The 21,413-nt window shown below is 70.3% G+C and carries 18 protein-coding genes; 11 read left to right on the top strand and 7 right to left on the bottom strand.

Going from position 1 to position 21,413, the window contains the following annotated elements; all coding sequences use genetic code 11:
* The first annotated feature begins 66 nt into the window (after positions 1–66).
* From LzC2_RS03145 to LzC2_RS03155, 3 genes are all read left to right on the top strand, one after another.
* Positions 67–1,263 carry a hypothetical protein gene (locus LzC2_RS03145; protein WP_171183660.1) on the top strand — a complete coding sequence of 399 codons (1,197 nt, stop codon included), beginning with the start codon at positions 67–69 and terminating at the stop codon, positions 1,261–1,263.
* On the top strand, positions 1,260–2,081 hold the full coding sequence (locus LzC2_RS03150) for a class I SAM-dependent methyltransferase (RefSeq protein WP_171183661.1): 822 nt from the start codon (positions 1,260–1,262) through the stop codon (positions 2,079–2,081). Before LzC2_RS03145 ends, LzC2_RS03150 begins: the two co-directional genes overlap by 4 nt.
* A 118-nt stretch (positions 2,082–2,199) precedes the next feature.
* A complete protein-coding gene (locus LzC2_RS03155) occupies positions 2,200–2,490 on the top strand; it encodes a hypothetical protein (RefSeq protein ID WP_171183663.1) in 291 nt (96 codons plus the stop codon).
* Between the two features lie 16 nt (positions 2,491–2,506).
* Here the strand turns inward: LzC2_RS03155 and LzC2_RS03160 are convergent, their stop codons facing one another.
* Entirely contained in the window at positions 2,507–3,091 is a 585-nt protein-coding gene (locus LzC2_RS03160) for a Uma2 family endonuclease (RefSeq protein ID WP_171183665.1), read from the bottom strand.
* Between the two features lie 99 nt (positions 3,092–3,190).
* On the opposite strand from LzC2_RS03160, the gene LzC2_RS03165 reads away from it, so the two are divergent.
* The 8 genes from LzC2_RS03165 (at position 3,191) to LzC2_RS03200 (ending at position 16,336) form a co-directional block, all read left to right on the top strand.
* Positions 3,191–4,675: a hypothetical protein gene (locus LzC2_RS03165; protein ID WP_171183667.1), complete on the top strand. Its 1,485-nt coding sequence runs from the start codon at positions 3,191–3,193 to the stop codon at positions 4,673–4,675.
* Between the two features lie 155 nt (positions 4,676–4,830).
* A complete protein-coding gene (locus LzC2_RS03170; RefSeq protein WP_171183694.1) occupies positions 4,831–5,793 on the top strand; it encodes an AAA family ATPase in 963 nt (320 codons plus the stop codon).
* Entirely contained in the window at positions 5,793–8,072 is a 2,280-nt protein-coding gene (locus LzC2_RS03175; RefSeq protein WP_171183669.1) for a hypothetical protein, read from the top strand. Before LzC2_RS03170 ends, LzC2_RS03175 begins: the two co-directional genes overlap by 1 nt.
* A 47-nt stretch (positions 8,073–8,119) precedes the next feature.
* Positions 8,120–9,103 (top strand): ABC transporter ATP-binding protein, encoded by a 984-nt coding sequence (locus LzC2_RS03180; RefSeq protein ID WP_171183696.1) that lies wholly within the window; start codon positions 8,120–8,122, stop codon positions 9,101–9,103.
* Positions 9,100–10,767, top strand: coding sequence for an ABC transporter permease (locus LzC2_RS03185; protein WP_171183671.1), 1,668 nt, complete (start codon positions 9,100–9,102; stop codon positions 10,765–10,767). Before LzC2_RS03180 ends, LzC2_RS03185 begins: the two co-directional genes overlap by 4 nt.
* Entirely contained in the window at positions 10,764–11,654 is an 891-nt protein-coding gene (locus tag LzC2_RS03190) for a DUF58 domain-containing protein (protein WP_171183673.1), read from the top strand. Before LzC2_RS03185 ends, LzC2_RS03190 begins: the two co-directional genes overlap by 4 nt.
* Complete coding sequence (locus LzC2_RS03195; protein WP_171183675.1) at positions 11,651–13,519, top strand: BatA domain-containing protein; 1,869 nt, start codon at positions 11,651–11,653, stop codon at positions 13,517–13,519. Before LzC2_RS03190 ends, LzC2_RS03195 begins: the two co-directional genes overlap by 4 nt.
* A gap of 27 nt (positions 13,520–13,546) precedes the next feature.
* Complete coding sequence (locus LzC2_RS03200; protein WP_171183677.1) at positions 13,547–16,336, top strand: vWA domain-containing protein; 2,790 nt, start codon at positions 13,547–13,549, stop codon at positions 16,334–16,336.
* 36 nt (positions 16,337–16,372) lie between these two features.
* Here the strand turns inward: LzC2_RS03200 and LzC2_RS03205 are convergent, their stop codons facing one another.
* The 6 genes from LzC2_RS03205 to floA form a co-directional block, all read right to left on the bottom strand.
* Positions 16,373–16,591: a hypothetical protein gene (locus tag LzC2_RS03205; RefSeq protein WP_171183679.1), complete on the bottom strand. Its 219-nt coding sequence runs from the start codon at positions 16,589–16,591 to the stop codon at positions 16,373–16,375.
* A gap of 49 nt (positions 16,592–16,640) precedes the next feature.
* Entirely contained in the window at positions 16,641–16,808 is a 168-nt protein-coding gene (locus LzC2_RS03210) for a DUF1328 family protein (RefSeq protein WP_171183682.1), read from the bottom strand.
* 174 nt (positions 16,809–16,982) lie between these two features.
* A complete protein-coding gene (locus LzC2_RS03215; protein WP_171183684.1) occupies positions 16,983–18,179 on the bottom strand; it encodes a CinA family nicotinamide mononucleotide deamidase-related protein in 1,197 nt (398 codons plus the stop codon).
* Positions 18,180–18,217: 38 nt separating this feature from the next.
* Positions 18,218–19,315 (bottom strand): glycosyltransferase family 4 protein, encoded by a 1,098-nt coding sequence (locus tag LzC2_RS03220; RefSeq protein ID WP_171183686.1) that lies wholly within the window; start codon positions 19,313–19,315, stop codon positions 18,218–18,220.
* A 3-nt stretch (positions 19,316–19,318) separates the two neighbouring features.
* Complete coding sequence (locus LzC2_RS03225; protein WP_171183688.1) at positions 19,319–20,266, bottom strand: hypothetical protein; 948 nt, start codon at positions 20,264–20,266, stop codon at positions 19,319–19,321.
* A 51-nt stretch (positions 20,267–20,317) separates the two neighbouring features.
* Entirely contained in the window at positions 20,318–21,409 is a 1,092-nt protein-coding gene (gene floA / locus LzC2_RS03230) for a flotillin-like protein FloA (RefSeq protein ID WP_171183698.1), read from the bottom strand.
* Between the last annotated feature and the right edge of the window lie 4 nt (positions 21,410–21,413).

Raw genomic sequence — 21,413 nt, forward strand, 5'->3', positions numbered from 1 at the left:
GCCGGTCGAGTCTGAACCGGGAGCCTGACCCGGCGAAGCGAACCGTCTGCGGATAGAATGACGGACATGTCCGACCATGCCGCCCTCTTCGACGCTCTCGCCGACGCTCCGCCGGACCGCGTTCTCGATGAACTCGTGACGCGCCTCCGCGATGCGGACGAGCCGGATCTGCTGTTCGACGCGCTGCTGTTACAGGCAAAACGCGACCTCGGGGCGCCGTCCGTGCGGGCCTCGACGTTCGACGGCGTGCCGGAAGAACGGTCCGAGGAGTTCGAAAAGGCGTATCTCGCCGCGGCCCGCGAGGTGGTCGGCCGGCACGCGGACGTCGGACGCCTCGATCGGGCCTACGACTACGCCCGCACCATCGGCGAGCCGGAGTTGCTGCGTCCCTATCTGGACGAGGTCGATACGAACGACTTCGTCGGCCCGGACGCCGACGAGGAACGGCTCGAACTGCTGACCGCGATCGCGCTTCAGGAGGGCGTGCACCCGGAATTGGGCGTGAAGCTGATGCTCGCCGGCCGCGGGACGTGCAACACGGTGACGTCGGTCGACACGCTTTGGAACCGGTTCAAGTCGGACGAACGGGCCGACGTGGCCGCGGTGCTCGCGGAGCACCTGCACGCCGAATTACGGGCGAACGTCGCCGCGGAGATCACCGCTCACCCCTCCGGCGGCGAGATTCCCGAGGGGAACGAATCGCTGCGTCCGCTGCTCGCCGGGCGCCCGTGGCTGATGGCGGACATGTCCTACCACACGGATGTGTCGCACCTGCAGGCGGTCGTCCGTAACGGCCGCGAACTGGAACCCAAGCATCCCTCCTTCGAGAACGTCGTTGAACTGGCCGAGTACGGGGCGAAGCTCGACCCGACGCTGCAATACCCCGGCCGGGCGCCGTTCACGGACTTCTATCCCTCGCACCTTCGCTACCTTGCCGCGTTGGCCGGGCGCGGCCGCGACGAGGCGTTCCGCTACTTCGAAAAGCAGTTGGAGGCCGCGGACGCGAACGATCGTCCGCTCGCCGCGATGGAGTTGGTCGCCCTGCTCCGCCGCTGCGGCGAGACGGACCGGGCGGTCGAACTCGCCCGCAAGGAACTACGGGATATGGAGGACTCCGGGTTCTCCTTCGCTTCGCTCTGCCGGGACTGCGATCGGCTGGACGCCCTCGCCGACGCTGCGAAAGAGGCCGACGACCCGGTGCGATACGCCGCGGCCCTGGCCCTGTCGTCCAAACCGTCCGACAAGTCTTCGTCGGAGGGGTGACGCACCTCCCCCGGAACGCCGCCGCCTGGGATCGATTGGCTCGTGAGGGCAGCGGGTTCGCCCGCGTCGCCACCGATGCGCAAATCGCGGACCCCCGAGCGACGCTCGACGCCCGCGGCTGGCTGCCGGCGGATCTGTCGGGGAAGCATGTGCTGTGCCTCGCCGCCGGCGGCGGTTGGCAGAGCGTGCTGTATGCGGCGCTCGGCTGCCGGGTGACGGTGGTGGACCTCTCCGAAGCGATGCTGGATCTCGACCGGCGGGAGGCGGCCCGTCGCGGGTTTGAATCGCTCATCACGCCGATGCGCGTGGACATGGCCGCCCTGCCCGACCTGCCGGGGGCGCCGTTCGACCTCGTCCATCAACCCGTCAGCGCCTGCTATGTGCCGGACCTCTCCGCGGTCTACGCCGGCGTCGCCCGCGTATTGAAGCCTGGGGGACTATACATCGTGCAGCACAAACAGCCGGCGAGCCTGCAATGCTTCGGCCCATTGCCCGACGGCGGCTACCGGCTCGGCGCGGAGTACTATCGAACCGACGGCACGGAGAACCGACGCCTGCCCGACCCGGACGCCCACACCCGCGCCGCCGGCCTGCGGGAAGCCGGCTGTGCGGAGTATCTGCACACCTGGCGACACCTGGTCGGCGACCTGTGCGCCGCCGGCTTCGTGATCGAAGACCTGACCGAACCGAATCACGCCGACCCGCAAGCCCCCGTCGGCAGCGCCGGCCACCGCGGCCGGTTCCTGCCGCCGTATGTGCGAATCAAGGCACGGCGGGTGGAGGTCCAGGCGCCGCGTTCAAATCTCGTTCTGCCTTAGCTGAGTCCGCGTCGTTGCGGTTCATCCGGGATTCAATGGGCTCCTCGCGGAGATGACGCCTTCCGAATCCGATCCGCCACGCAATCGATCGGCACTTTGGGGCGGACTGATCGGCAGCGTGGCAGCGACCCCGTTCGCCGCCACGCTGGCCTGCCTCACCGCTTCGGTCTACGCACCGCCCGGTCCACCTGGTGTCGGCCTCTTCCTAGATTGGCAGGGGTGGTTCTGCCTGTGCCTGAGCAATCTGCTCACTCTTGGCCCCTTCGGCTTGCTACCGGGATGGATCGCCGGCCGGCGGCAGGCCGGGGAACGCATCGCCTTCCGGGTTTCGGGGGCGGCCGGGTTCGTCTGCACCGGCGTCGCCGCCTTTCTGCTCTGGCGATTCTTTCTGTTCGCCGCCAGCCAGTGACAGCGGTGCCTCCCACCTACGCCGGGTTCCGCCCGCCGCGCGTCCACCACACCGGCTCGGCGAACAGTTCTTCCACCGTCGGGGCGAACGCCGGCAGCACTTCGGTCGTCAGGCGATCAGAACCGCCCAGCGTCGTCGGCGATTCATGCGGGGCGACGACGTTGACCGTCTCCTCCGCGAGGTCGGCGATCCAGATCGTGCCGACGCCGGTAGCGTGATACTCCTCGATTCGCCGGCCCACCTCACGGCGGCGGTCGGGCGTGCCGGGGATTTCGACCACGACCGACGGCACGTCGTCCACGATCTCCAGGTCCATCTGATCGAACACGCCGCGGGCGAACAGGCAGGCGGCCGGGAAGCGGACGGTGTCCGGGTCCTCGGCGGTTTGCAGACCGGTCTCGAACACGGCGCCGGCGCCCTGCCGACCCGCCCGGGCACCCTTCGCGGTCGCTTCCGCGAGCGCCTTGGAGAGGTTCAGCACGAACGTTCCGTGCAGCGGTTCCGGGGGGGAGAACATCACGGGATCCCCGGCGATCAGTTCCGTCCAGCGACCGCCTTCGGGGAGGTCGGCCCGGTTCGCGGCGAAGGTGGCGGCGTCCATGGGCGACCGGCGGCGAAACAAACGGACGGGGGAACGCCGACATGGTCCGCCCGCGCTCCGCCCGTGGCAACGGCAATCCTCACCGCCTACCGTGAACCCGTGCCCACTTCCTCCCCGACTGCCGACGCCCCGACTGCCGACGAAGCGCCCCGCGCCGCCGGGATCTCGGCCGCGGAGCTGGACCGTCGGCTCGCCGCGCATCGGCGGGGCACGACGTTCGCGCGGTTCTTCGCACGCCTGCCCGGACCGCTGGCGCTCGCGTTGTTGATTGCGGGCGCGGCTGCCCTGGCGCTTCGATTGAGGAACGGCGACCCGGAGCCGGCCGTCTGGATCGCCGCGGCGGGCGCCGCGATTGCCGGTCTATATGCGGGATGGCGGGCCAAACGCGACCGCGTCGCCCCGCGGGACGCCGCCGCGACGCTGGATACGGCGCTGCGTTCGGGCGGATTGTTGATGACGCTCGCGGATCTGCCCGCGGACGCTCGGCCGTCGGACTGGCTTGCTCGCATCGAACCGCGACGCGACCGCTGGAGGGACGCCCGTCCGCCGCTGCCGCTCGGCCGTGCGTTCAGGACGCTTGTCGTGCCGACCGCATTCGCCGCCTTGGCCTGGGCGGCCCCGATCGAATCGGGGCGAGAATCCCATCGCGGCGTGGATCGCACGGTGGCGGGGGATCGTTTGACGGGGGAACTTGCGGAGACCCTGGCGGCGCTGGCCGCCGGCGGGAACGCCGACCCGGCGGCGCTGGCGAGCGCATGGGAAGATCTGCATCGGTTGGAGGCCGCGATCGGCGAGGGCGGGCCGAGCGGCTCTCAATTGGAGGCGGCCGATGCGCTCCGCGAGCGGATGTTGGGCGCCGTCGCCACCTCCGGCTTCATGGAGGGAGAGAATGCCGGCCGGCTCGCGGATTCGCTGGTCGCCGGCGCCGACCTGCTCGCCGGTTCCGGGCTGTTGGAGTCCGATGCGGTCCGTGACGCCGCGGCTGCGGCGGGCGTTCCGGACCCCGCCATGCTGAACGAACTGCTGGCGACCGCGGGCGCGAACCGGGAGGCGATCGAACGACTCGCCGCCGGCATGACCGACGAGCAGCGCGCCGCCCTCGTCTCCGCCGGGGCCCGTCTGGCCGCGGGGGAGACGCCGACGGACCTCCTCGAGGCGCTCCCGCCGGGCCTCGCGAAAACGATGGCCCGCGCGGTGAGCGATGCCGGCGTCGGATCGCCCGACACGCCGTCGTTCTCCCCGCTCGCGGCGGCGCCGCCGCTCGATCTCCCCCTACCGGACGGGGCCAGCGAGGCGGGAACGCTGGCGGGGCGGGCGTTCGTCCCGGGCTTCGCCGCGGCTTCGGACTTGGCGAATGCTCTTTGGGGAGGGAATGTGCCCGCGACCGCAGACTCTCCGCCGGTCACGCCCGCGGCGGTTGGCTCGCTGGTCACTGCTCCGGCGATGGATGCTCCTGCGACCGTCGAGCGTCCCGCGTCGCCCTCGCAACGCATCGCGGCGGGGCGACCGGTGCCGCCGCGGTTGCGGGGAGTGGTGCAACGCTACTTTTCCGACCAGACTCCTCCACCGCCGGCCGACGACTGATCGCCCGTCGTTCGCTCGACCGCCCGTCCTTTCGCTGCGAGAACCCCGCCCCCGTGTCTGTCGCCGCACCCGTCCCCGCATCGGCCGAGTCTGGGGCGACTGTGGACCGATCGGTCCTGCTGACGCCCGCGGAGGTGGAAACCGCTCAAGCGCGGATGCGGGCGCTGCGTGACGGACTGGCCGGGGTGATCTTCGGGCAGGAGGCGTTACTCGATTTGGTCACGGTGGGACTGGTCGCCCGCGGCCATCTGTTGCTGGAAGGCCTGCCGGGACTGGGCAAGACGGAATTGGTCAAGGCGCTCGCGGCGCTGCTGGGGTTGGACCATCGACGGGTGCAGTTCACGCCGGACCTCCTGCCGGGGGACATCGTCGGTTCCGCGATCCTGCAAGAAGACGCGGACGGCCGCGGGCGGCGCCTGGAGTTCCGCCCCGGACCGGTGTTCACGAACCTGCTGCTGGCCGACGAGATCAATCGGGCGACGCCGAAGACGCAGTCCGCGTTGCTCGAAGCGATGCAGGAACGCCGCGTCACCGCCGCCGGCGAGACCCGTCCGCTGCCGGATCCTTTCTTCGTGCTGGCGACGCAGAATCCCATCGAACTGGAGGGCACCTACCCGCTTCCCGAAGCACAACTTGATCGGTTCCTGTTCAAAATCGACGTGGGCGGCGTCGGGCCGGAGGTGCTGGAGCGCATCGTGTCCGCTCGCTCCGCGGGGCGCTCGCCGGAGCCGGATCGAGCGCTGGATGCCGAGGAGCTGAACGCCCTGTTCGCCGCCGCCGATCGGGTGCATCTCCCGGCTGCGGTGCTGGCGTATCTCAGCCGGGTGGTGGCCGCCACGCACCCGAGCGACCCCCGGGCGCCGGAGCCGGTGCGAACGCACGTTCGGTTCGGGGCGAGTCCCCGGGCCGCGTTGGGGATCGCGTCTTCCGCTCGCGCCGCGGCCCTGCTGGCGGGCAAGCCCAACGTCGGCTTTGATGAAGTCCGTCAGGTCGCACCCGCGGTGTTGGGACATCGCATCCTTCCCGATTACGCCGCCCGGCTCGACGGGTGGGACGGCCCCCGGTTAGCGGCGGCGGCGCTCGATCACGTTCCCGAGGTGGACGGAGGCCGGTCCTGATGAGCAGACGACACCTTGACCTTGCGCTGCTGCTTACTTGCGCGACCTTTGGCGGGGTCTGTGCGGGGGCGCCGGCGTTCGCCCAGTCCGGCAGCGAGTCCCGAGCGGAGTCGGACGACCTCGAATGCGTGATCGACGACCGTTGGGTCGGCGGGCAGCGGGGCGGGTACTGGCCGGTGCGGATTGCGCTGACGAATCGCGGGGCGGCGTGCGCGGTGACCGCGGCGTACCTCCCCTATCAACCGCGGCGGGGCGGCGGCGTGATGCCGACGGTGACCCGCACCGTCGCCCTGCCGGCCGGAGCGGACACGCGATTCACCCTGCCGGTGCCCCTGACCGCTCGCCGGGGCGACGGCGAGATCGTGATCGTCGCGGACCCGCTCCCGGAGGACGGCGTCGTCGCCGCCGACCCCCGCAGCGACGACGACCTGCTGGACGCGGCGATCCGAGAGCTCTCTCATGAAGTGCACCCCCCGGGGGCGGACAACAATGCCATCCGTACCCCGGCGGTGCTGATCCTGGAGGCGACCCCCTTCGATCAAGACGCCTTCGCCCATGCGGCGGCGGTGACGGTCTCGGAGGTGGAGGCTGATTCTAGTCGAGACGCGAATCGACGGACCTCCGCGGGCAACCGCGGCGACGTACTCGTCCTGTCGCCCGAGGCGTTGCCCGAGACTTGGTTGGGCTTCACGACCGTGGACCTCATCGTGGTCGACGGTTCTCGACTGTCGGAGCTTTCCGAAGGGATTGTGCAGAGCCTCAGAACCTGGACCGCCGCGGGCGGGACGCTGGTCGTCGCCGACGCGATGCGGAGCGACGCCGACCCCGTTCCCGACGGGATCGAGTCCTTGCTGGGGGCCAAGGCTGGGAGCGAGAACTGGGCTGCGATTGCAAAGGACGGCGGCGGGAATCGCACCGGCCAGTACGACCCGGAAGAGACGCGTCGGATCGTGCGGGGGTTGATGGATCGATTCGGCGGTCGAAGAAGCCCCGGATTCGACGCGGAAGGGGCCGATTCGAGGATGTTGCTGCGACCGTCTCCCCCGGCTGGATTGGCTCCGAGGCGTCAGGCCGTGGGCGGCGGTCGGGTCTATCTCCTCGCAGCGGACGGGGGCGGCGCGGACGACTGGTATGCGGTGCTTCAGGATCTGGGGCCGGATCGGCTGCTCGTCGCGGATCGCTTCGGCGTCGGAGCCCGCGGACCGAACGAAGAATTTCTGGAGTTCCTGATCCCCGGGGTCCGCGGCGTGCCGGTCGGGACGCTCGTGGCGCTCATCACGCTGTTCGTGGTCGCCATCGGGCCGGTGAACTATCTGATTCTGCGGCGACGACATCAGGTGGGGCGGTTGGCGCTGACCGTCCCGCTCATCGCTGCGGCGACCGCGGGGACGCTGCTGGCCTATTCGACCGTCATGCACGGTTTCGGGACGAAGGTTCGGCAGTTCGCGGTCACATCGCACGACGACGCTGCGAATCAGGCCGTGGAATGGACGCGGACGGCGGTGTTCGCCCCCCACACTCCCGGCGCCGGGCTGACGTTCTCCCCGGAGACCGCCGTATTTCCTCTCGCTCCGCCGGGGCCGAACATCGGCGGCGGCCGCATCGACTGGACGAGCGGTCAAACCTGGTCGGGAGACGCCTTCCGCGGACGCACGCGGACCCAATTCGTGACCGTCTCCCCCCGTCCCGAACGCGGGCGGCTGACGGTCGAGTGGGCAAACGGCCGGCCCACGGTCGTCAACGGATACGACTCCGACTTCGCGATGCTCGTGCTGTCGGACGACGCAGGCCGCGTGTACCACGGCGTCGACCTTCCCGCCGGCGGATCGGGCACGCTTCGGTTGATCGACGGAGACGATCAATTCGCCTGGCGGGAACGCCTGGATCTCCTCCTGCCGCAGCCCCTGCCGGGGATGGAGGAAGGGCAAGACGATCTGCTGAACGAGTTCCCCATGCTGCATTCCGACCCCGAGACGAACGCCAGCTTCAAAGCGTCGCTGGCATACCGAACCGCATCGAGCATTCGCGGATTGAACGAACACACCGAGGCGATCGACGGCTTCGAGGAAGCTCCGCTGATCTCGGAGCCCCGCGGGGCGTTCGTCGCCCTGCTGGAGGAACCCGCGCTGACGGAGTTCGGCGGCGAACCGGTCGACGCCCGCGGCGGCGCCCACCTGCTGATCGGCCGCACGCAATCCGCGTCTGAGACACGCTCAGCCGAGACGCGTTCGGAGGAACCGCGTGGTTCGATCTCGGTCCGGCGGCCGGGGGCGGAGTGATGACCTCGATCGAGACCGTTTCGTCCGCGACCGCTGGCGGGCTGTTGATGAACGGCGCCCCGCCCTCGCTGGAAGTGCGATCTCTGACACGGCGGTTCGGAAAGCTCAAGGCGGTGGACGACGTGAGCTTCGTCGCCTGGCCCGGTCAGGTAATCGGCTTCATCGGCCCGAACGGGGCCGGCAAGACCACGACGATGCGGATTCTCGCCACGCTGGACACCCCCACCGAGGGCGATGCCTTCGTCTGCGGCAAGAGCGTGATCGACGACGCCGACGCCGTCCGGGCCAAGCTGGGCTTCATGCCGGACGGGTTCGGCAAATATCCGAACATGTCCGTCGTCGAATATCTCGACTTCTTCGCTCGCGCCTATGGCCTGACCGGCGCCGCTCGACGAGACGCAGTCGAACGCGTGCTGGTCTTCACGGAACTCCGCCGCATCGCTCACAAGAGCGTCACGGAACTCAGCAAAGGCATGGGGCAGCGGTTGGGGCTGGGCCGCACGCTGGTGCACGATCCGGAGGTGCTGATTCTGGACGAACCGGCCGCCGGACTCGATCCGCGCGCCCGGGTTGAACTGCGGGAACTGATCGCCCTGTTGGCCCGCGATCTGAACAAGACGGTGCTGATTTCCTCCCACATCCTCACGGAACTGGGCGAGATCTGCGACGCGGCGGCGATCATCGAGGCGGGCCGCATTCTGGTCTCCGGCACGGTCGAGGAGATTCGCGCCGCCCGCCGCACGAAGGCCGCCGCGAAGGTCGAGGGCGGCGTCTCCGGCGGGGCGGCGATGGCGGTCCGCACGCTGGGCGAGCCGGCGGAGGCCGTCCGATGGCTGCTGCAACAACCCGGCGTGACCGCCGCCGCGGAGGCCGGTCGGGCCGCCGGGTTCACCTTTGACGGTGAAGATGCCGAACGGGCGGCGCTGCTGCGGAACATGCTCACGGCGGGCTTCGACGTGACCGAGTTCGCCGCCGAGACGGAGAGCCTCGAGGACGCCTTCATGGCTCTGACCGAAGGGATTACCCAGTGAGCGTCGCCACGGCCTCGCCGCAAACGAGCGCTCCCGCCGGGAGCGTCCCCGCCGACGACGGCGAGCCGGGGCGGCTGAACGCCGGCCTGGACCGCGGCGGCGATCTGCTCAATCCGATCCTCATGAAGGAGGTCCGGCAGAGCTTCAAGTCGAAGCAGTTTCTCGGCTCGTTCTGGGCGCTGCTGGGAATCTGTTGGCTGATCGGCAGTTGCGGACTGCTGTTCGCCGGCGAGGCGGTCGAGTTCGGCGCGGTCGGCGGGGCGTTCTTTACCCTGTTTTACAGCGTCTTGGCCTTCGCGGTGCTGTTGCTGGTGCCCTACGGGGCCTATCGCAGCGTATTGAACGAACGACTGGAGAAGACTTGGGAGGTGTTGAGCATCACCGCCCTCTCCCCGCGTCAGATCGTGTTGGGCAAGATCGCCTGTGCGGCGATGCAGATGCTCGTGTACTACAGCGCGGTCGCCCCGTTCATCGCGTTCTGTGCGCTGTTGCAGGGGTTTGATCCGCGGACGGCGGCGTTCTTCCTCGTCGCGACCGCGTGGGGAGCGATCGTCGCCAGCAGCTTCGCCGTCATGCTGGCCGCGGTGGTGCGGCAGAAGGTCTGGCAGGGATTGCTGGCGGGGGCGTTGGGGTCGGCGCTGTTCGGCGGCGTCTGGGTCTACATCGGCAGCGCATTCAGCGGGGCGCTCCTGCAGCCGTTGCCCTTCTCGGAACCGGCGTTCCAGTGGTCGGTCGTCGCGTTGGCGGTCGTCAGCGGCAGCTACGTCGTCCTCTTCGTCAATGCGGCGTCGGCGGGGTTGACGTTCGAGGCCGACAACCGCTCGACGGCGGTGCGGGTCACCGTCACGGTGCAATTCTGGCTGATGGTCGCCGGGGCGATTGCGGTCTATTTCACCCGCCCGGACCTGCTGCAAGCGGTCCCGCTGGGGACGGCCGTCGCGCTGGCTCTAACGCATTGGCTGTTCTGGGGCGTGGTGTTCGCCGCGGAGCCGGACCGTCTCAGCCGTCGCGTCCGTCGCCAAACGCCGCGTGTGCGGGCGCTCCGGCTACTCGCGACGCCGTGGCTGCCGGGCGGATCGCGGGGCGTGCTGCTGGTCTGGCTCCACCTCGCCGTCCTGGCGGGCTTGGCGGGTTGGATTCGCGTGGCCCGGGCGCCGGCCTTGGCGGCACGCATCGGCCGGCCGGGCGCGGAGGTGAATGCTCTCTCCGACCTGCCGAGCGCCTTGCTGGCCCGCGATCCGTGGACGCAGATCGTTTTTTGCGGGCTGTGTTACGTGCTGATCTACGTCGGCCTGTGCGGAGCGGTCATGCGGCTCGGGTCGGCGCTCCTGCGAGACTTCCCGCCGACCGCCGCGCGACTGATCGTGCTGATCCTCGGGCCGATGGGGCTGATTCCCCCGGTCGCCGCCCGCATGATGAAATTCGTGGGGAACGACGAGGCCACCGCGCTGGATGCCCTGACGCCGATGTTGCTGATCCCGGAACTGCTCGGCCGCGGGGCCGGCCCGGGACATATCGCGTTGCTGGGGGGCCTCGCCGCGGCGGCGGTCGCGGTGAATCTGCCGTTCGTGTTCCGGCAGCTCATGGATCTGCTCGGCCCCCGGACGCCGGCGACCGCGGAAGCGACCGCCGGGGCGTCCGCGATCGGCGGGCCGGTCGCATGACCGCAGCCCCCGCCCTTCCCGCAGCCGATCCGGTGACGACGGACCCGGACGTGCTCGCGGTCGCGGCCCGGTACACGCTTTCCGGCCCCCCGCCCCGGGCCGGCGGGGCCGTCGGGGAGCGGGTCGGTCGCACCGCCGGCAGCGGCTTGGAGTTCCGCGAACACCGCCGCTATCTGCCCGGGGACGACGTCCGTCATCTCGACTGGGCGGCCTTCGCGCGGACCGACGTGCCCATCGTGCAGGTGTTTCGCGAAGAAGTGGCCCGTGACACCGCCGTCTGGCTGGACGGCTCCGCGTCGATGGGCTGCGACCCGGAGAAGAGCCGACTCGCCCGCTCCCTCGCGGCGGCCTGCTGGCGAATGGCCGCGGCGTCCGGCGATCGGCCGACGTTGCACCTTCTGAGCGAAACGAACCGTCCCGACCCCCGCGGACGCTCCCTCGATTCGCTGGACGGCCCCGTGTTCAGCGGCCGCGGCTCCCTCGTCGAACTCGCGGCGCAACACGGATTGCCGGCGACTGGGCGGGGCGTGCGGGTGATCGTCAGCGATTTTCTTTTCCCGCATGACCCGGACGCGTTGGTCCGTCGACTCGCCCGGGGAACGGACGCGGCGACGCTGATCCAGATCCTCAGCTCATTCGAGGCGGATCCGCCGGAATTGGGCGGCCGCCGATTGACCGACCCGGAGGCGGACGAAGCCGCGGAGGTGACGCTCGACCGTCCCGCCGTCGCCGCCTATCGAGCGCGGCTGAGAGCGTTGATCGACGGCCTCGCGAGGGCCTGCCGTTCGCACGGGGCCACGTTCGCCACGCTCGTCGCCGGGCCGAATCTGAACGAACTGTGCCGGTCGACGCTGGTGCCCGCCGGGGCGTTGGGGGTCCGCCGTTGATCTCGTTTGCGAATCCTTGGGGACTGCTGGGGCTGTTGGCGGTCCCGGCCGTGCTCTGGCTCCATCTGTATCGCGTTCGGTTCCCGCCGATGGCCGTCGGCGGGCTCTTCCTGTGGGACGATGCGATCCGGCGTCCTGCCGGCGGACGGACGCGGGATCGACTGCGATCGACGGCGAGCCTCTGGCTCGAATTATTTGCCGCGCTGGCCCTCGGGCTGCTGCTCGGCGGGCCGCGGGTGAGTTGGGAAACGACGGCGCCGCACCTCGTCGTGGCGTTGGACGGCTCCGCCTCGATGGGAGCCACGGCCGCACCGCCGGCGGGCGACGAAGCGGCGCCGACCTTCCGGGACGCCGCTCTCGCGGAGCTTCGAGAGCGCGCCTCCGCGAAGGGCGGCCGCACGCTGCTGACCGTGATCGAGACCGGCGACCGTCCCCGCGTGGTCGGCGGGCCCCGTCGGCCCTGGAGAGCGGTGCTGGAGGAACTCGCCGCTCGCCCCGCTCCGACGCGGCCGCGGCATGAGTTCGCCCCCTCGCTGGATCTCGCCGCCCGTCTCGTTGCGGACGGCGGCGAGATTTTGCTGCTGACCGACCGCGATCCTCGGTCGCTCGAGTTCTCGGAGGACACGACGGCGGTCTCGGTCGGCGCTCCGAGACCGAACGTCGTTCTCCTCGCCGCCGACCGCCGCCCGAGCGACGGGGCCGCCGGGGAGGAGTTGTTTTTGCGATGGACGGCGTTCGGCCGCGTCGGCCCGGTGACCGTCACGGTCCGGGACGACGCCGGCGAATCGCTCTTCCGGCGGACGATCCCCTCGGCGTCGGGCGAGTCCGTCACCAACGCCGTCCCGCTGCCGCCGCTCGTCGCGAACCAGCCGGTGACGGTGCGACTGACCGCGGCGGAGGATGCTCTTGAGGCCGATTCGATGGCCGTGCTGCTCCCCTCGCCGGCTCGCCCCGTGCGCGTCGCGGTCTCGCTTCCCCCCGGACGGACGCGGACCGCAATCGAGCGCGCCGTCGCTGCCCTGCCGAACGTGATCCGCACAGACTTAGACGCCGCCGACCTGCGATTCGTCTCGCCCGACCCGCTCGCCAGCGACGGCGGCTCGTCCTGGCTCGTCGTCGTCGGTTCGCTGCCTGGAGAGGGCGAAGCGATCGACACGGCCGGTCCGTTCCTCATCGACCGGGCGGACCCGCTGGCCGCGGGGGTGTCGCTCGCCGGCGCCGTGTGGGGCGGCGCCGGACAGGGGACGGCTTTGACGCGGGAGGACGGCACTTTCCGGCCCATTTCGCCCGTGATCGCTGCGGGAGATCGAGTGTTGGCGGGCCGGGTCGTCGGCGCCGACGGCGTGTTCGTGCTGAACGTCGATGCTGCTCGGGGAACGCTGGCGAACACGCCGGACTGGCCGATTCTCCTTTCCAATCTCGTCGAGGCCCGCCGCGCCGCGTTGCCGGGACCGGATCGGGCGAACCTGCGCGTGGGCGAGTCAGCCCGACTGACGCTGACGGAGCGGCAACACACTGCGGATGGTCCATTGGTCCTGCGGTCCCTCGAAGGGAGCGAGCGAATCGAACTCCCCCGCGAGCGGACGATGATCATCGCTCCGCCGGGCGTCGGACTGTGGAGCGTGTGGAACGGCGGCGCGAACGGCGAGGACGGCGGCAGACCGGAACTGGCGCGGTTTGCGGTGCGGCTCGCGGACCCGCGGGAGGGGGATCTCACCTCGCTCGCCTCCGGCGTCGTGGAGCCGGACGCTGAGGACGCCGCGGGCACGACGGTCGACGACCCCGCCCCGTGGCTCGTCGCCCTGCTGGCGGTCGCGGCCCTGGCGGCGTTCGTCGGCGACTGGTGGGCCACGCGGCCGGCTTGAATCGCTCCGGCCCGCTACATTTGCCGCGTGCTTCCCTTCGTCCGACCCGCCGTTCTGCTGCTGGCCCTCCCCGCGGCGTGGGCCTGGTGGCGATTCGGGCGAACGGGCGATCGCCGGACAGACGCGCTGCGGGCGGCGCTCGCCCTGTTGCTGATCGCCGCGGCGGCCGGACCGGTGGCGGACCTTTCCGGCGAGGGGACCGACGTTCTGCTCGTGCTCGATCGCAGCCGCTCGATGCCGGCGACGGATGCGGATCTCCTCGAACTGGTGCGGAACGTCGAAACCGCCCGCGGTCCAGGCGATCGGCTGGGCGTGGTGACGTTCGGCGGTCGCCCGGCGGCGGAACGGCCGTTGTCCGGCGTCGGGGCGACGGGCGAGTTTCTGTACCCGATCGACGCGGACGGCTCCGACCTCGACGCCGCCCTGCACCTCGCCCTGGACCTCACCGACCCCCGCCGACCGGCCCGGGCGTTGGTCCTCTCCGACGGGGAATCGAACGGCCCGGACCCGCGCGACGCGGCTCGACGGGCGCGGGCGGCGGGCGTGCCGATCGACGTTCGGCCGTTCCCCGTCACCCGGGTCGGCGACGCCGCGGTGACGGCGATCACGCTGCCCTCCTCCGCGGCGCCGGGGGAACCGCTCGCGATCGGCGTGGAGTTTTTCTCGCCCGGGCCGGCCCGAGGCCGCATATCGCTCGCCAGACGCGAGCCGGGCGGCGCTGCGGTCGCGATCGATGCCCGCACCGTGGATCTGCCCGCGGGCCGCGGACGCGTGCGGTTTCGGGAAGTGGCGCCGGCCGAGGGGTTTCACCTCTACACCGCGACGCTGGACGTGCCGGGCGATCCGCGTTCGGAGAACGATCGCGGCGAGGCGGGGCTGCGGATCGATGCGGCACGGCGCGTGCTCCTGTTGCGAACGGAACCCGCCGGCGGGCGGATCGAGACCGCGCTGGCCGCCGCCGGTCTGCCGGTGGACGTCGCGGATCCGACGTCCCATCCGCTGACGCAGGATGCGCTGGACCCCTATGGAGCGGTGATCCTGGAGAACGTGCCCGCCTCGGCGCTGGGGCGAAGGAAGATGGCTCAGCTGGCACGGTTCGTCGAGGACCTCGGCGGCGGTCTACTGACGACCGGCGGGCGGAACAGCTACGCGACCGGCGGGTATTTCGAGAGTCCGCTCGACCCGTTGCTGCCGGTGACGATGGATCTGCGGGAGGACGCCCAGAAGGAGCGTTCCGCGATCGTCGTCGCCTTGGATCGCAGCGGCAGCATGGCGGTCCCCGTGGGAGAGGCCGGCGGCGGGGGGCGGACGAAGATGGACCTGGCGAACGAGGGCGCCGCCGCGGCGGTCGACGTCCTCTCCCGCGGGGACCGGGCGGCGGTGTTGGCGGTCGACACGCAGGCGGAAGCGATCGTGCCGCTGACGGAACTCGGCGACGGCGCCGGCCGCATCGCGGCGGCGGCCCGGGGGATCGTGTCGACTGGCGGCGGCATCTATGTCGATGCGGCGTTGTCTGCGGCGGCGGACGAACTCGACGGGGCGCCGGCCTCCGCGACTAAACATGTGATCGTCTTCGCCGACGCCGCGGATGCGGAGAGTCCCACGGACTTCAGCGTGCCGCTCGTTCGCTTAAGAGCAATGGGGGCGACCGTCAGCGTGATCGGGCTGGGATCCCGCCTGGACAACGACGCACCGCTCCTGGAAGCGGTCGCCGCGGCCGGCGGGGGCAACGTGCTCTTCACGGACGATCCGCGGGAACTGCCTCGATTGTTCGCACAGGATGCGTTGGCGGTCGTGGCGGATACGTTTGTCACCGCGGAGACCGCGGCCGGCATCCCGGGCGAATTCGCCGGCGGCTCGGCCCTCGTCGGGGAGTTGGGCGGCGGGGCGTTCCCGGCGGTGGGCGGGTACAACCTCACGGAGCTGCGGGAGGGCGGTTCGCTGACGGCGCGGACGCGCGATCAGTACGACGCCCCGCTCGCTGCGGCGTGGTATCGCGGGTTGGGACGGGTTGCGGCGCTGACGTTCCCCCTCGACGGGGAGAACGGGGGGCCGGTCTCGCGGTGGACCGGGCTGAACGACTTTCTCTCCACGCACGGCCGTTGGCTGTTGGGCGGCGGGGACGGCGGCGGAGCGTTCCTCACCGTGGCCCGGGAGGGACGCACGGCGACCGTCACCGTCGAACTCGACCCGGAGCGCCTCCAGTCCGGCGAGGAAGACGGCCTCGAACTCTTGATCGTTCCTCCGACGGATGACCCGGAAGCCGGAGCGTTGAGCGAACCCTTCACGGCGGATCTTCGCTGGGACGGGCCGGCGATATTGTCGGGGCGTTTCGATCTGGACGTGGTCGGTACCTATCGCACGTTGCTCCGCCGGCCGGGCGGGACGGCGACGCGGGGTCCGGCGGTCAGCTTGCCCTACTCGCCGGAGTTCATGCCCCGCGGCGATCGGCCGCCGGGCGCCGCGGCGCTGGAGGAACTCGCCGCCCTTTCCGGCGGGGTCCGCCGGTTGGACGTAGCGACCATCTTCGACGACCCCCCGCCCCGTCCGGCGCCGACACCGCTGTGGTCCTGGTTTGCCGCGGCGGGCGTGGTCCTGTTGCTCGCGGAGATCGCCGGGCGCCGTTGGCAGTGGGCGTTGCCGTGGCGAACGAGTGAGGAGATCGTCGCTGCGCCCCGCACGCGGGAACGTCGGGTTCGATCTACCGCTCCGGCGTCCGCCCCCATCGCTCCCAAGCCAGCCGTCCGGTCTCCGCCCAAGGCGACGGCGGACGACGTGTTCGGAGCGGCCAAAAGAAAAGCCGGACGGCGATTATAATCGCCGTCCGGCTTAATGCCGCCTCGCAGATCGCGGCTATTCGCGGTCCACGTCGACGTCGACGTCCACGCGTTCCGCCTCTGACTTCACCTTCTCAGCCCCGTCTTTCACCGCGCCGGCGGCGTTGCCGACGTCTTCGGAGATCACGTCGCGGTTGATGTTGATTCCCGCTTGGTCGTTGTCGGCGGAGAGCGTGAACCACCCGAGCAAGGCGAGCACGAGCAGAACGACGACGGCGACGGCAAAAGCTTTCATGGGCGGGGCGTTTGGAGGGCGGCGGAGTCAGACGGCGTGACGAGCGGCGCTAAACCGTCGGCGTCTTGCCGCCCAGCAGGGAGATCAGCATCAAAACCAAGGCGATGATGAACACGACGCCGGCGGCCCAATAGGCCCAGCTGGCGACGCCCCCCAAGCCGGGGAGCAGGGCGGCGATGATGGCGATGACCAGCAGGATCAGGGCGAGACGGAGCATGATGTACGTTTCAGATGGGATGGTGGGAACGAGCAAACTGGCTCGTTGATTGATGCATCCGCAATTGCGGCGCCAATCTCGGCTCCCATCGAGGGGTGATCGCATTCCGAGCGGCAAGAACGCTCCGATCGCTGCAAGTCGTCACTGTTTCTGGGGGGGCTGACCGCGCGGCGGTCAGGTTGCTCGCCCGAGCAGATGCCGGCGGAGCAGATCCAACGCCGCCTTGGCCAGCCGACTGCGGGCAATGGCCGAGTCGATCGCATGCCGGTAGGTCGCCCGTACCTCTCTGTCCGGCGTGGCGAGCACGATGGCTCGTTCCGCCCCGCTCTCATCCAGCGCGGGGGTGAACAGCCCGTACGTCGCTCCCCAGCGGGAGCGGACCTCGCTCGCCGCCTCGCCGGGCGCGACGGCGGCTCCCAGACAGATCGTCTCGGTCGGCTCCACGAGACCGCCCAGAAATGCTCTCGCGTCCGGGACGTCCTCTTGGGTGAGCCAATCCGCCAAGCGTCCGCCGGTCCCGACTTCGGCGATGGCCAATGTCTCCCCGCGTTCCCGCAGGAGGTTCAGGACGCAGCCGGCGAGCGTCTCGTCTTCCTCGCCGAAGATAAGTTCCTCGGCCCGTTCGACGGCGATCCGTTTCGTTTCCTCGAACTGGCGTTGGACGCCGGCTTCGTCCGGCGCGCGGGCGACGATCCGCAGGGTGATCGTCGCCTCATGGGCGGTGATGCCGACCTCCGGCGTGCGGCCCCGGGCGGTGAGATCGCCGAGCCGCTCCTCCACGGCGCTCTCCCCCGCCCCGAACAGGTTCATGCGGGCCACCCGGATCAGGTTCGCTCCGCGGGGCAATCGCGGGAGGACGGACTCCCGGAACATCGGTCTCATCTCCGCCGGCACGCCGGGCAAGGCGATCAGCGTGCACCCGCCGTCGCCCCCGATCTCTCCGGGGGGAACGGTCATCCACAGCCCCGGGGCGGTGCCGTGACGGTTCGGGATGACCTCCGCCCCCGCGGGGATCAACGCCTGCACCCGATTCGCCGCGGGCATGGTGCGGCCGAACCGGCGGTAACACTCTTGGACGTGGGCGAGGCTGGCGGCGTCTTCCACCAGCGGCACGCCCGCAAGCTGCGCGAGAGATTCCCGAGTCAGATCGTCCGCGGTCGGGCCGAGTCCGCCGGTGAGCAGAACCAGTTCGCTTCGGCGTGAGGCCGCCCGCAGTTCGCTCAGCATCGCCGGCAGGTCGTCGGCGACCGTGTGATGAAAGCGGGTTTCGATGCCCGCCCCGGCCAACTCCACGCTCAGCCATTGGCTATTGGTGTCGAGCTTGGCGCCGGTCGTCAGCTCCGAACCGAGGGCGAAAATCTCCGCGTGCATGAGGGCGGCGTGGGACGAAAACGTGGGCGGCGGGACGGCTAGTCGTCGGCGTCGCCGATCCACTCGGCGAGCGCTTCACCGTAGAGGGCCGCGGTTTCCTTGACCATCCGCGCCACGCCGAATCGCTCTTGGACGACCGCCCGGCCAGCGGCGCCGATCCGTCGGGCGGCTTCGGGATCGGCCAGCAACTCGCAGATCTTCTCGGCCAACGGCGCCCCGCGGGCCGGTGGAACGATCAAGCCGGTGACGCCGTCCTCGATGACGCTGTCGACCCCCCCCACCCCGCTGGCCACCACCGGACGCCCCCGCGACATCGCTTCCAGCATGGTCGCTCCCAAACCCTGCGACAGGCTGGGCAGGCAGAAGATGTCCGTCGCCGCGATCCCGGCGGAGAAGTCCAGCAAATTCGGGGCGAACGTCACCGCGTTCTCGAGGTTCAGCTCGCGAGCCACCCGTCGCAGGTTGCTCTCCTCCGGCCCGGCCCCGGAGAGCAGGAACCGACACTCGGGAAACCGCCGCTTCACCCGTGCTGCGGCGCCGAGGAAGTACGGCAGTCCTTTGGGCGACTCCAACGGCCCCGCCGACCCCACGACCGGCACGCGGCCCGGGGGAAGAACGTGCAGCGGCTGATCGTCCGCATCGACGCCGCTGTGAATCACCCGCAGCCGATCCGCGGGAAAGCGGCTGACGCCGAGCAGGTCCGCGGCCACGCTCTTGGAGATCGCGATCGCCCGGCGGACGACCGGATCCGGCCGGGTGAACCGATCAATACCGTAAGGAGCCGAGGGAAACGTGACGATCGCGGGGACGCCGAGCCTTTTGGCGAGGTAGGTCCCGCAGCCGAGCATCGCCGGATCCTGCACGTGGACGAGGTCCGGCGGTTCCTCCTGCAAATCGCGGAGCAGCCCCGCCCGCACGACGAGTCCCCACGCGGGGCGGTCGAGTTCCTTATAGATGCGAATGCCCAGCGGCTCGCGGACGGAATACGACAACCGCGACGCATCCGCGCAGACCACCGTCGGTTCGTAGCCCTCCTCGGGGAGTCCTTGCGCCAACCGCAGCGTGTACGCGCTGCGGGCGCGGACCTCCAATCGACCGGCCAACAGCAGGACGCGCGGGAGCGGTTCGTCCTGCACTGCTTAGCCGAGACTCGTCGACGCATCCGGCGACCCCGCGCCGACGTTCGCCGGATCGACGTGCCGACGACCGGCGCCGAGGAGGGTATCCCGCTGATACCGAGTCGCCAGCGGCTTGCTCAGCAATTCGTTCACCACGATCGCCTCCTGCACGCCGGCGGGGTCCGACAGCAGCGCCCGCAACCGGGCCGGGTCCATCGCGCCGGGCGAACTTCCCGCGAGGCGGGTGGAATCGTTCGGATCGGCGAGGCGGCTCTTCAGGGAGGAGAGTTCTCGTTCCGCTTTGGTGAGGCGGTCCTTCACCTGCACATGCTGGCGAGCCAGGTCGCTCTGCTCGACGGCCATGTACCTCTCGACGTGCTCCCGCAGTTCGCCGCCGAGATTCTTCTTGGACAGCCGGCTCAGCTTGCGGTCGCGGAGGTCCGCTCGCTTCTTGGGCGGTTTCGGCGGCGGGGGAGCCGGGACCGGCTGACGTTCGGGGCGATCGGCGGGGCGACGATCCGATTGCTCGGTCCGGCGATTGGCGGGCCGTAGGAAATCGGGCACCTCCGAGGAGCCGGGCCGCTGACCGCCGACGGGTTCGCGAACGGCGGGTTCGCGGGGAGGTCGGCGGCGCTGCGGCGGTTCCTCGAACGGATCGATGGGACCGCGACGTTTGGCGGCCGCTTCGGGCCGATTGGCGGGCCGGTTCTGATTCCGACGACCGGCGACCTCCTGCAGGAACGAATCGATCTCGTCCCGCAGCTTCTCGTCTCCGCCGCCGGCGGCTCGATTCCCGCCGCCGGCGTTCGGCCGCCGCGCCGCGTTGTTGGCCTTCCCCTGCTGGGCCATCTGCACGACCCAGCCGACCACGCCCATCAGCAACACGGCGATGGAGATCAGCGTCTCGGCGCCGACCGCGCCCAGCGGCGGGAGGCCGAACGCGACGGCGGCGGGGGGGACGGCGATCATCGGGCGAGCGTGGCGGAGGCGGGGGAACGGTCGGCGTTCACGGCGACGCGATCACTGCTGCATCACCGCATTGGGCTTTGCGCCCTCGCCGGCGATGGCCGATCGCATCTTCGTGTCGGCCTGGACGTTCTTCAGTTCATAATAGTCCATCAAGCCCAGTCGACCGGCGCGGAACGCCTCGCTGATCGCCTTCGGCACCTCGGCTTCGGCCAGCACCACCTTCGCCCGGTTCTCCTGCACGCTGGCGACGTGTTCCTGCTCGACGGCGCCGGCCTCGGCCCGTTTCTCTTCCGCCTTCGCCTGGGCGACCCGCATGTCAGCTTCGGCCTGGTCGGCGGCGAGACGCGCGCCGATGTTCTCGCCGACGTCGATGTCCGCGATATCAATCGAAACGATCTCGTAGGCGGTATTCGCCTCCAGCCCCTGGTTCAGCACGATGCGGCTGATGGCGTCCGGGTTCTCCAGCACGTTCTCGTAGGAAGGGCTGGAACCGATCGCCTGAACGATGCCCTGCCCGACCCGGGCGACGATCGTTTCCTCGGTCGCCCCGCCGATGAGTTGCGCGATGTTCGTGCGGACCGTCACCCGGGCCCGCGCCTTGAGTTGAATGCCGTCGGCTGCGACGGCGTCCAAGGTGCCGGCCTTCTTCTTGGGGTCCGGGCAGTCGATCACCTTCGGATAGACGCTGGTGCGGACGGCGTCCAGCACGTCGCGGCCGGCGAGATCGATCGCGGCGGCGATGTTCCAGTCCATCGACAGGTTCGCCCGCTGGGCGGCGATCAGACTCTTGATGACGTTCGGCACGTTGCCGTTCGCCAAATAGTGGGCTTCGAGCTGCTTGCGGGTCAGGCTGTAGTCCTTCAGCAGCCCGGCCTGCGTCGCCATGATTAGCGAGCGGGTGATGACCGTGGGGTTCACCTTCCGCACGCTCATCATCACCAGATCCCACAGCCCGATGCGGGTGCCGGTCAGCTTGCACTGCACCCACAGGCCGATGTAGCGGGCGAACACGGCGAACAGCACCAGCCCCGCCAACAGCAGGACCAGCAAGCCGCCGATGATGAGGAGTTGCAACCCTTCGTCGTCCTGCGCCAGCGGGGGGAGGAGGGCGGCGAGCGGAACGGGCGACGCGGGTACGGTCATCGGG

Source organism: Alienimonas chondri (assembly GCF_013036045.1).
Lineage (GTDB): Bacteria > Planctomycetota > Planctomycetia > Planctomycetales > Planctomycetaceae > Alienimonas > Alienimonas chondri.

Coding starts and splice junctions, on each gene's coding strand:
- LzC2_RS03145 (WP_171183660.1), top strand. CDS start 67: ATGTCCGACCATGCCGCCCTCTTCGACGCTCTCGCCGACGCTCCGCCG.
- LzC2_RS03160 (WP_171183665.1), bottom strand. CDS start 3,091: ATGGACGCCGCCACCTTCGCCGCGAACCGGGCCGACCTCCCCGAAGGC.
- LzC2_RS03170 (WP_171183694.1), top strand. CDS start 4,831: ATGCGGGCGCTGCGTGACGGACTGGCCGGGGTGATCTTCGGGCAGGAG.
- LzC2_RS03175 (WP_171183669.1), top strand. CDS start 5,793: ATGAGCAGACGACACCTTGACCTTGCGCTGCTGCTTACTTGCGCGACC.
- LzC2_RS03180 (WP_171183696.1), top strand. CDS start 8,120: ATGAACGGCGCCCCGCCCTCGCTGGAAGTGCGATCTCTGACACGGCGG.
- LzC2_RS03190 (WP_171183673.1), top strand. CDS start 10,764: ATGACCGCAGCCCCCGCCCTTCCCGCAGCCGATCCGGTGACGACGGAC.
- LzC2_RS03205 (WP_171183679.1), bottom strand. CDS start 16,591: ATGAAAGCTTTTGCCGTCGCCGTCGTCGTTCTGCTCGTGCTCGCCTTG.
- LzC2_RS03210 (WP_171183682.1), bottom strand. CDS start 16,808: ATGCTCCGTCTCGCCCTGATCCTGCTGGTCATCGCCATCATCGCCGCC.
- LzC2_RS03215 (WP_171183684.1), bottom strand. CDS start 18,179: ATGCACGCGGAGATTTTCGCCCTCGGTTCGGAGCTGACGACCGGCGCC.
- LzC2_RS03225 (WP_171183688.1), bottom strand. CDS start 20,266: ATGATCGCCGTCCCCCCCGCCGCCGTCGCGTTCGGCCTCCCGCCGCTG.
- floA (WP_171183698.1), bottom strand. CDS start 21,409: ATGACCGTACCCGCGTCGCCCGTTCCGCTCGCCGCCCTCCTCCCCCCG.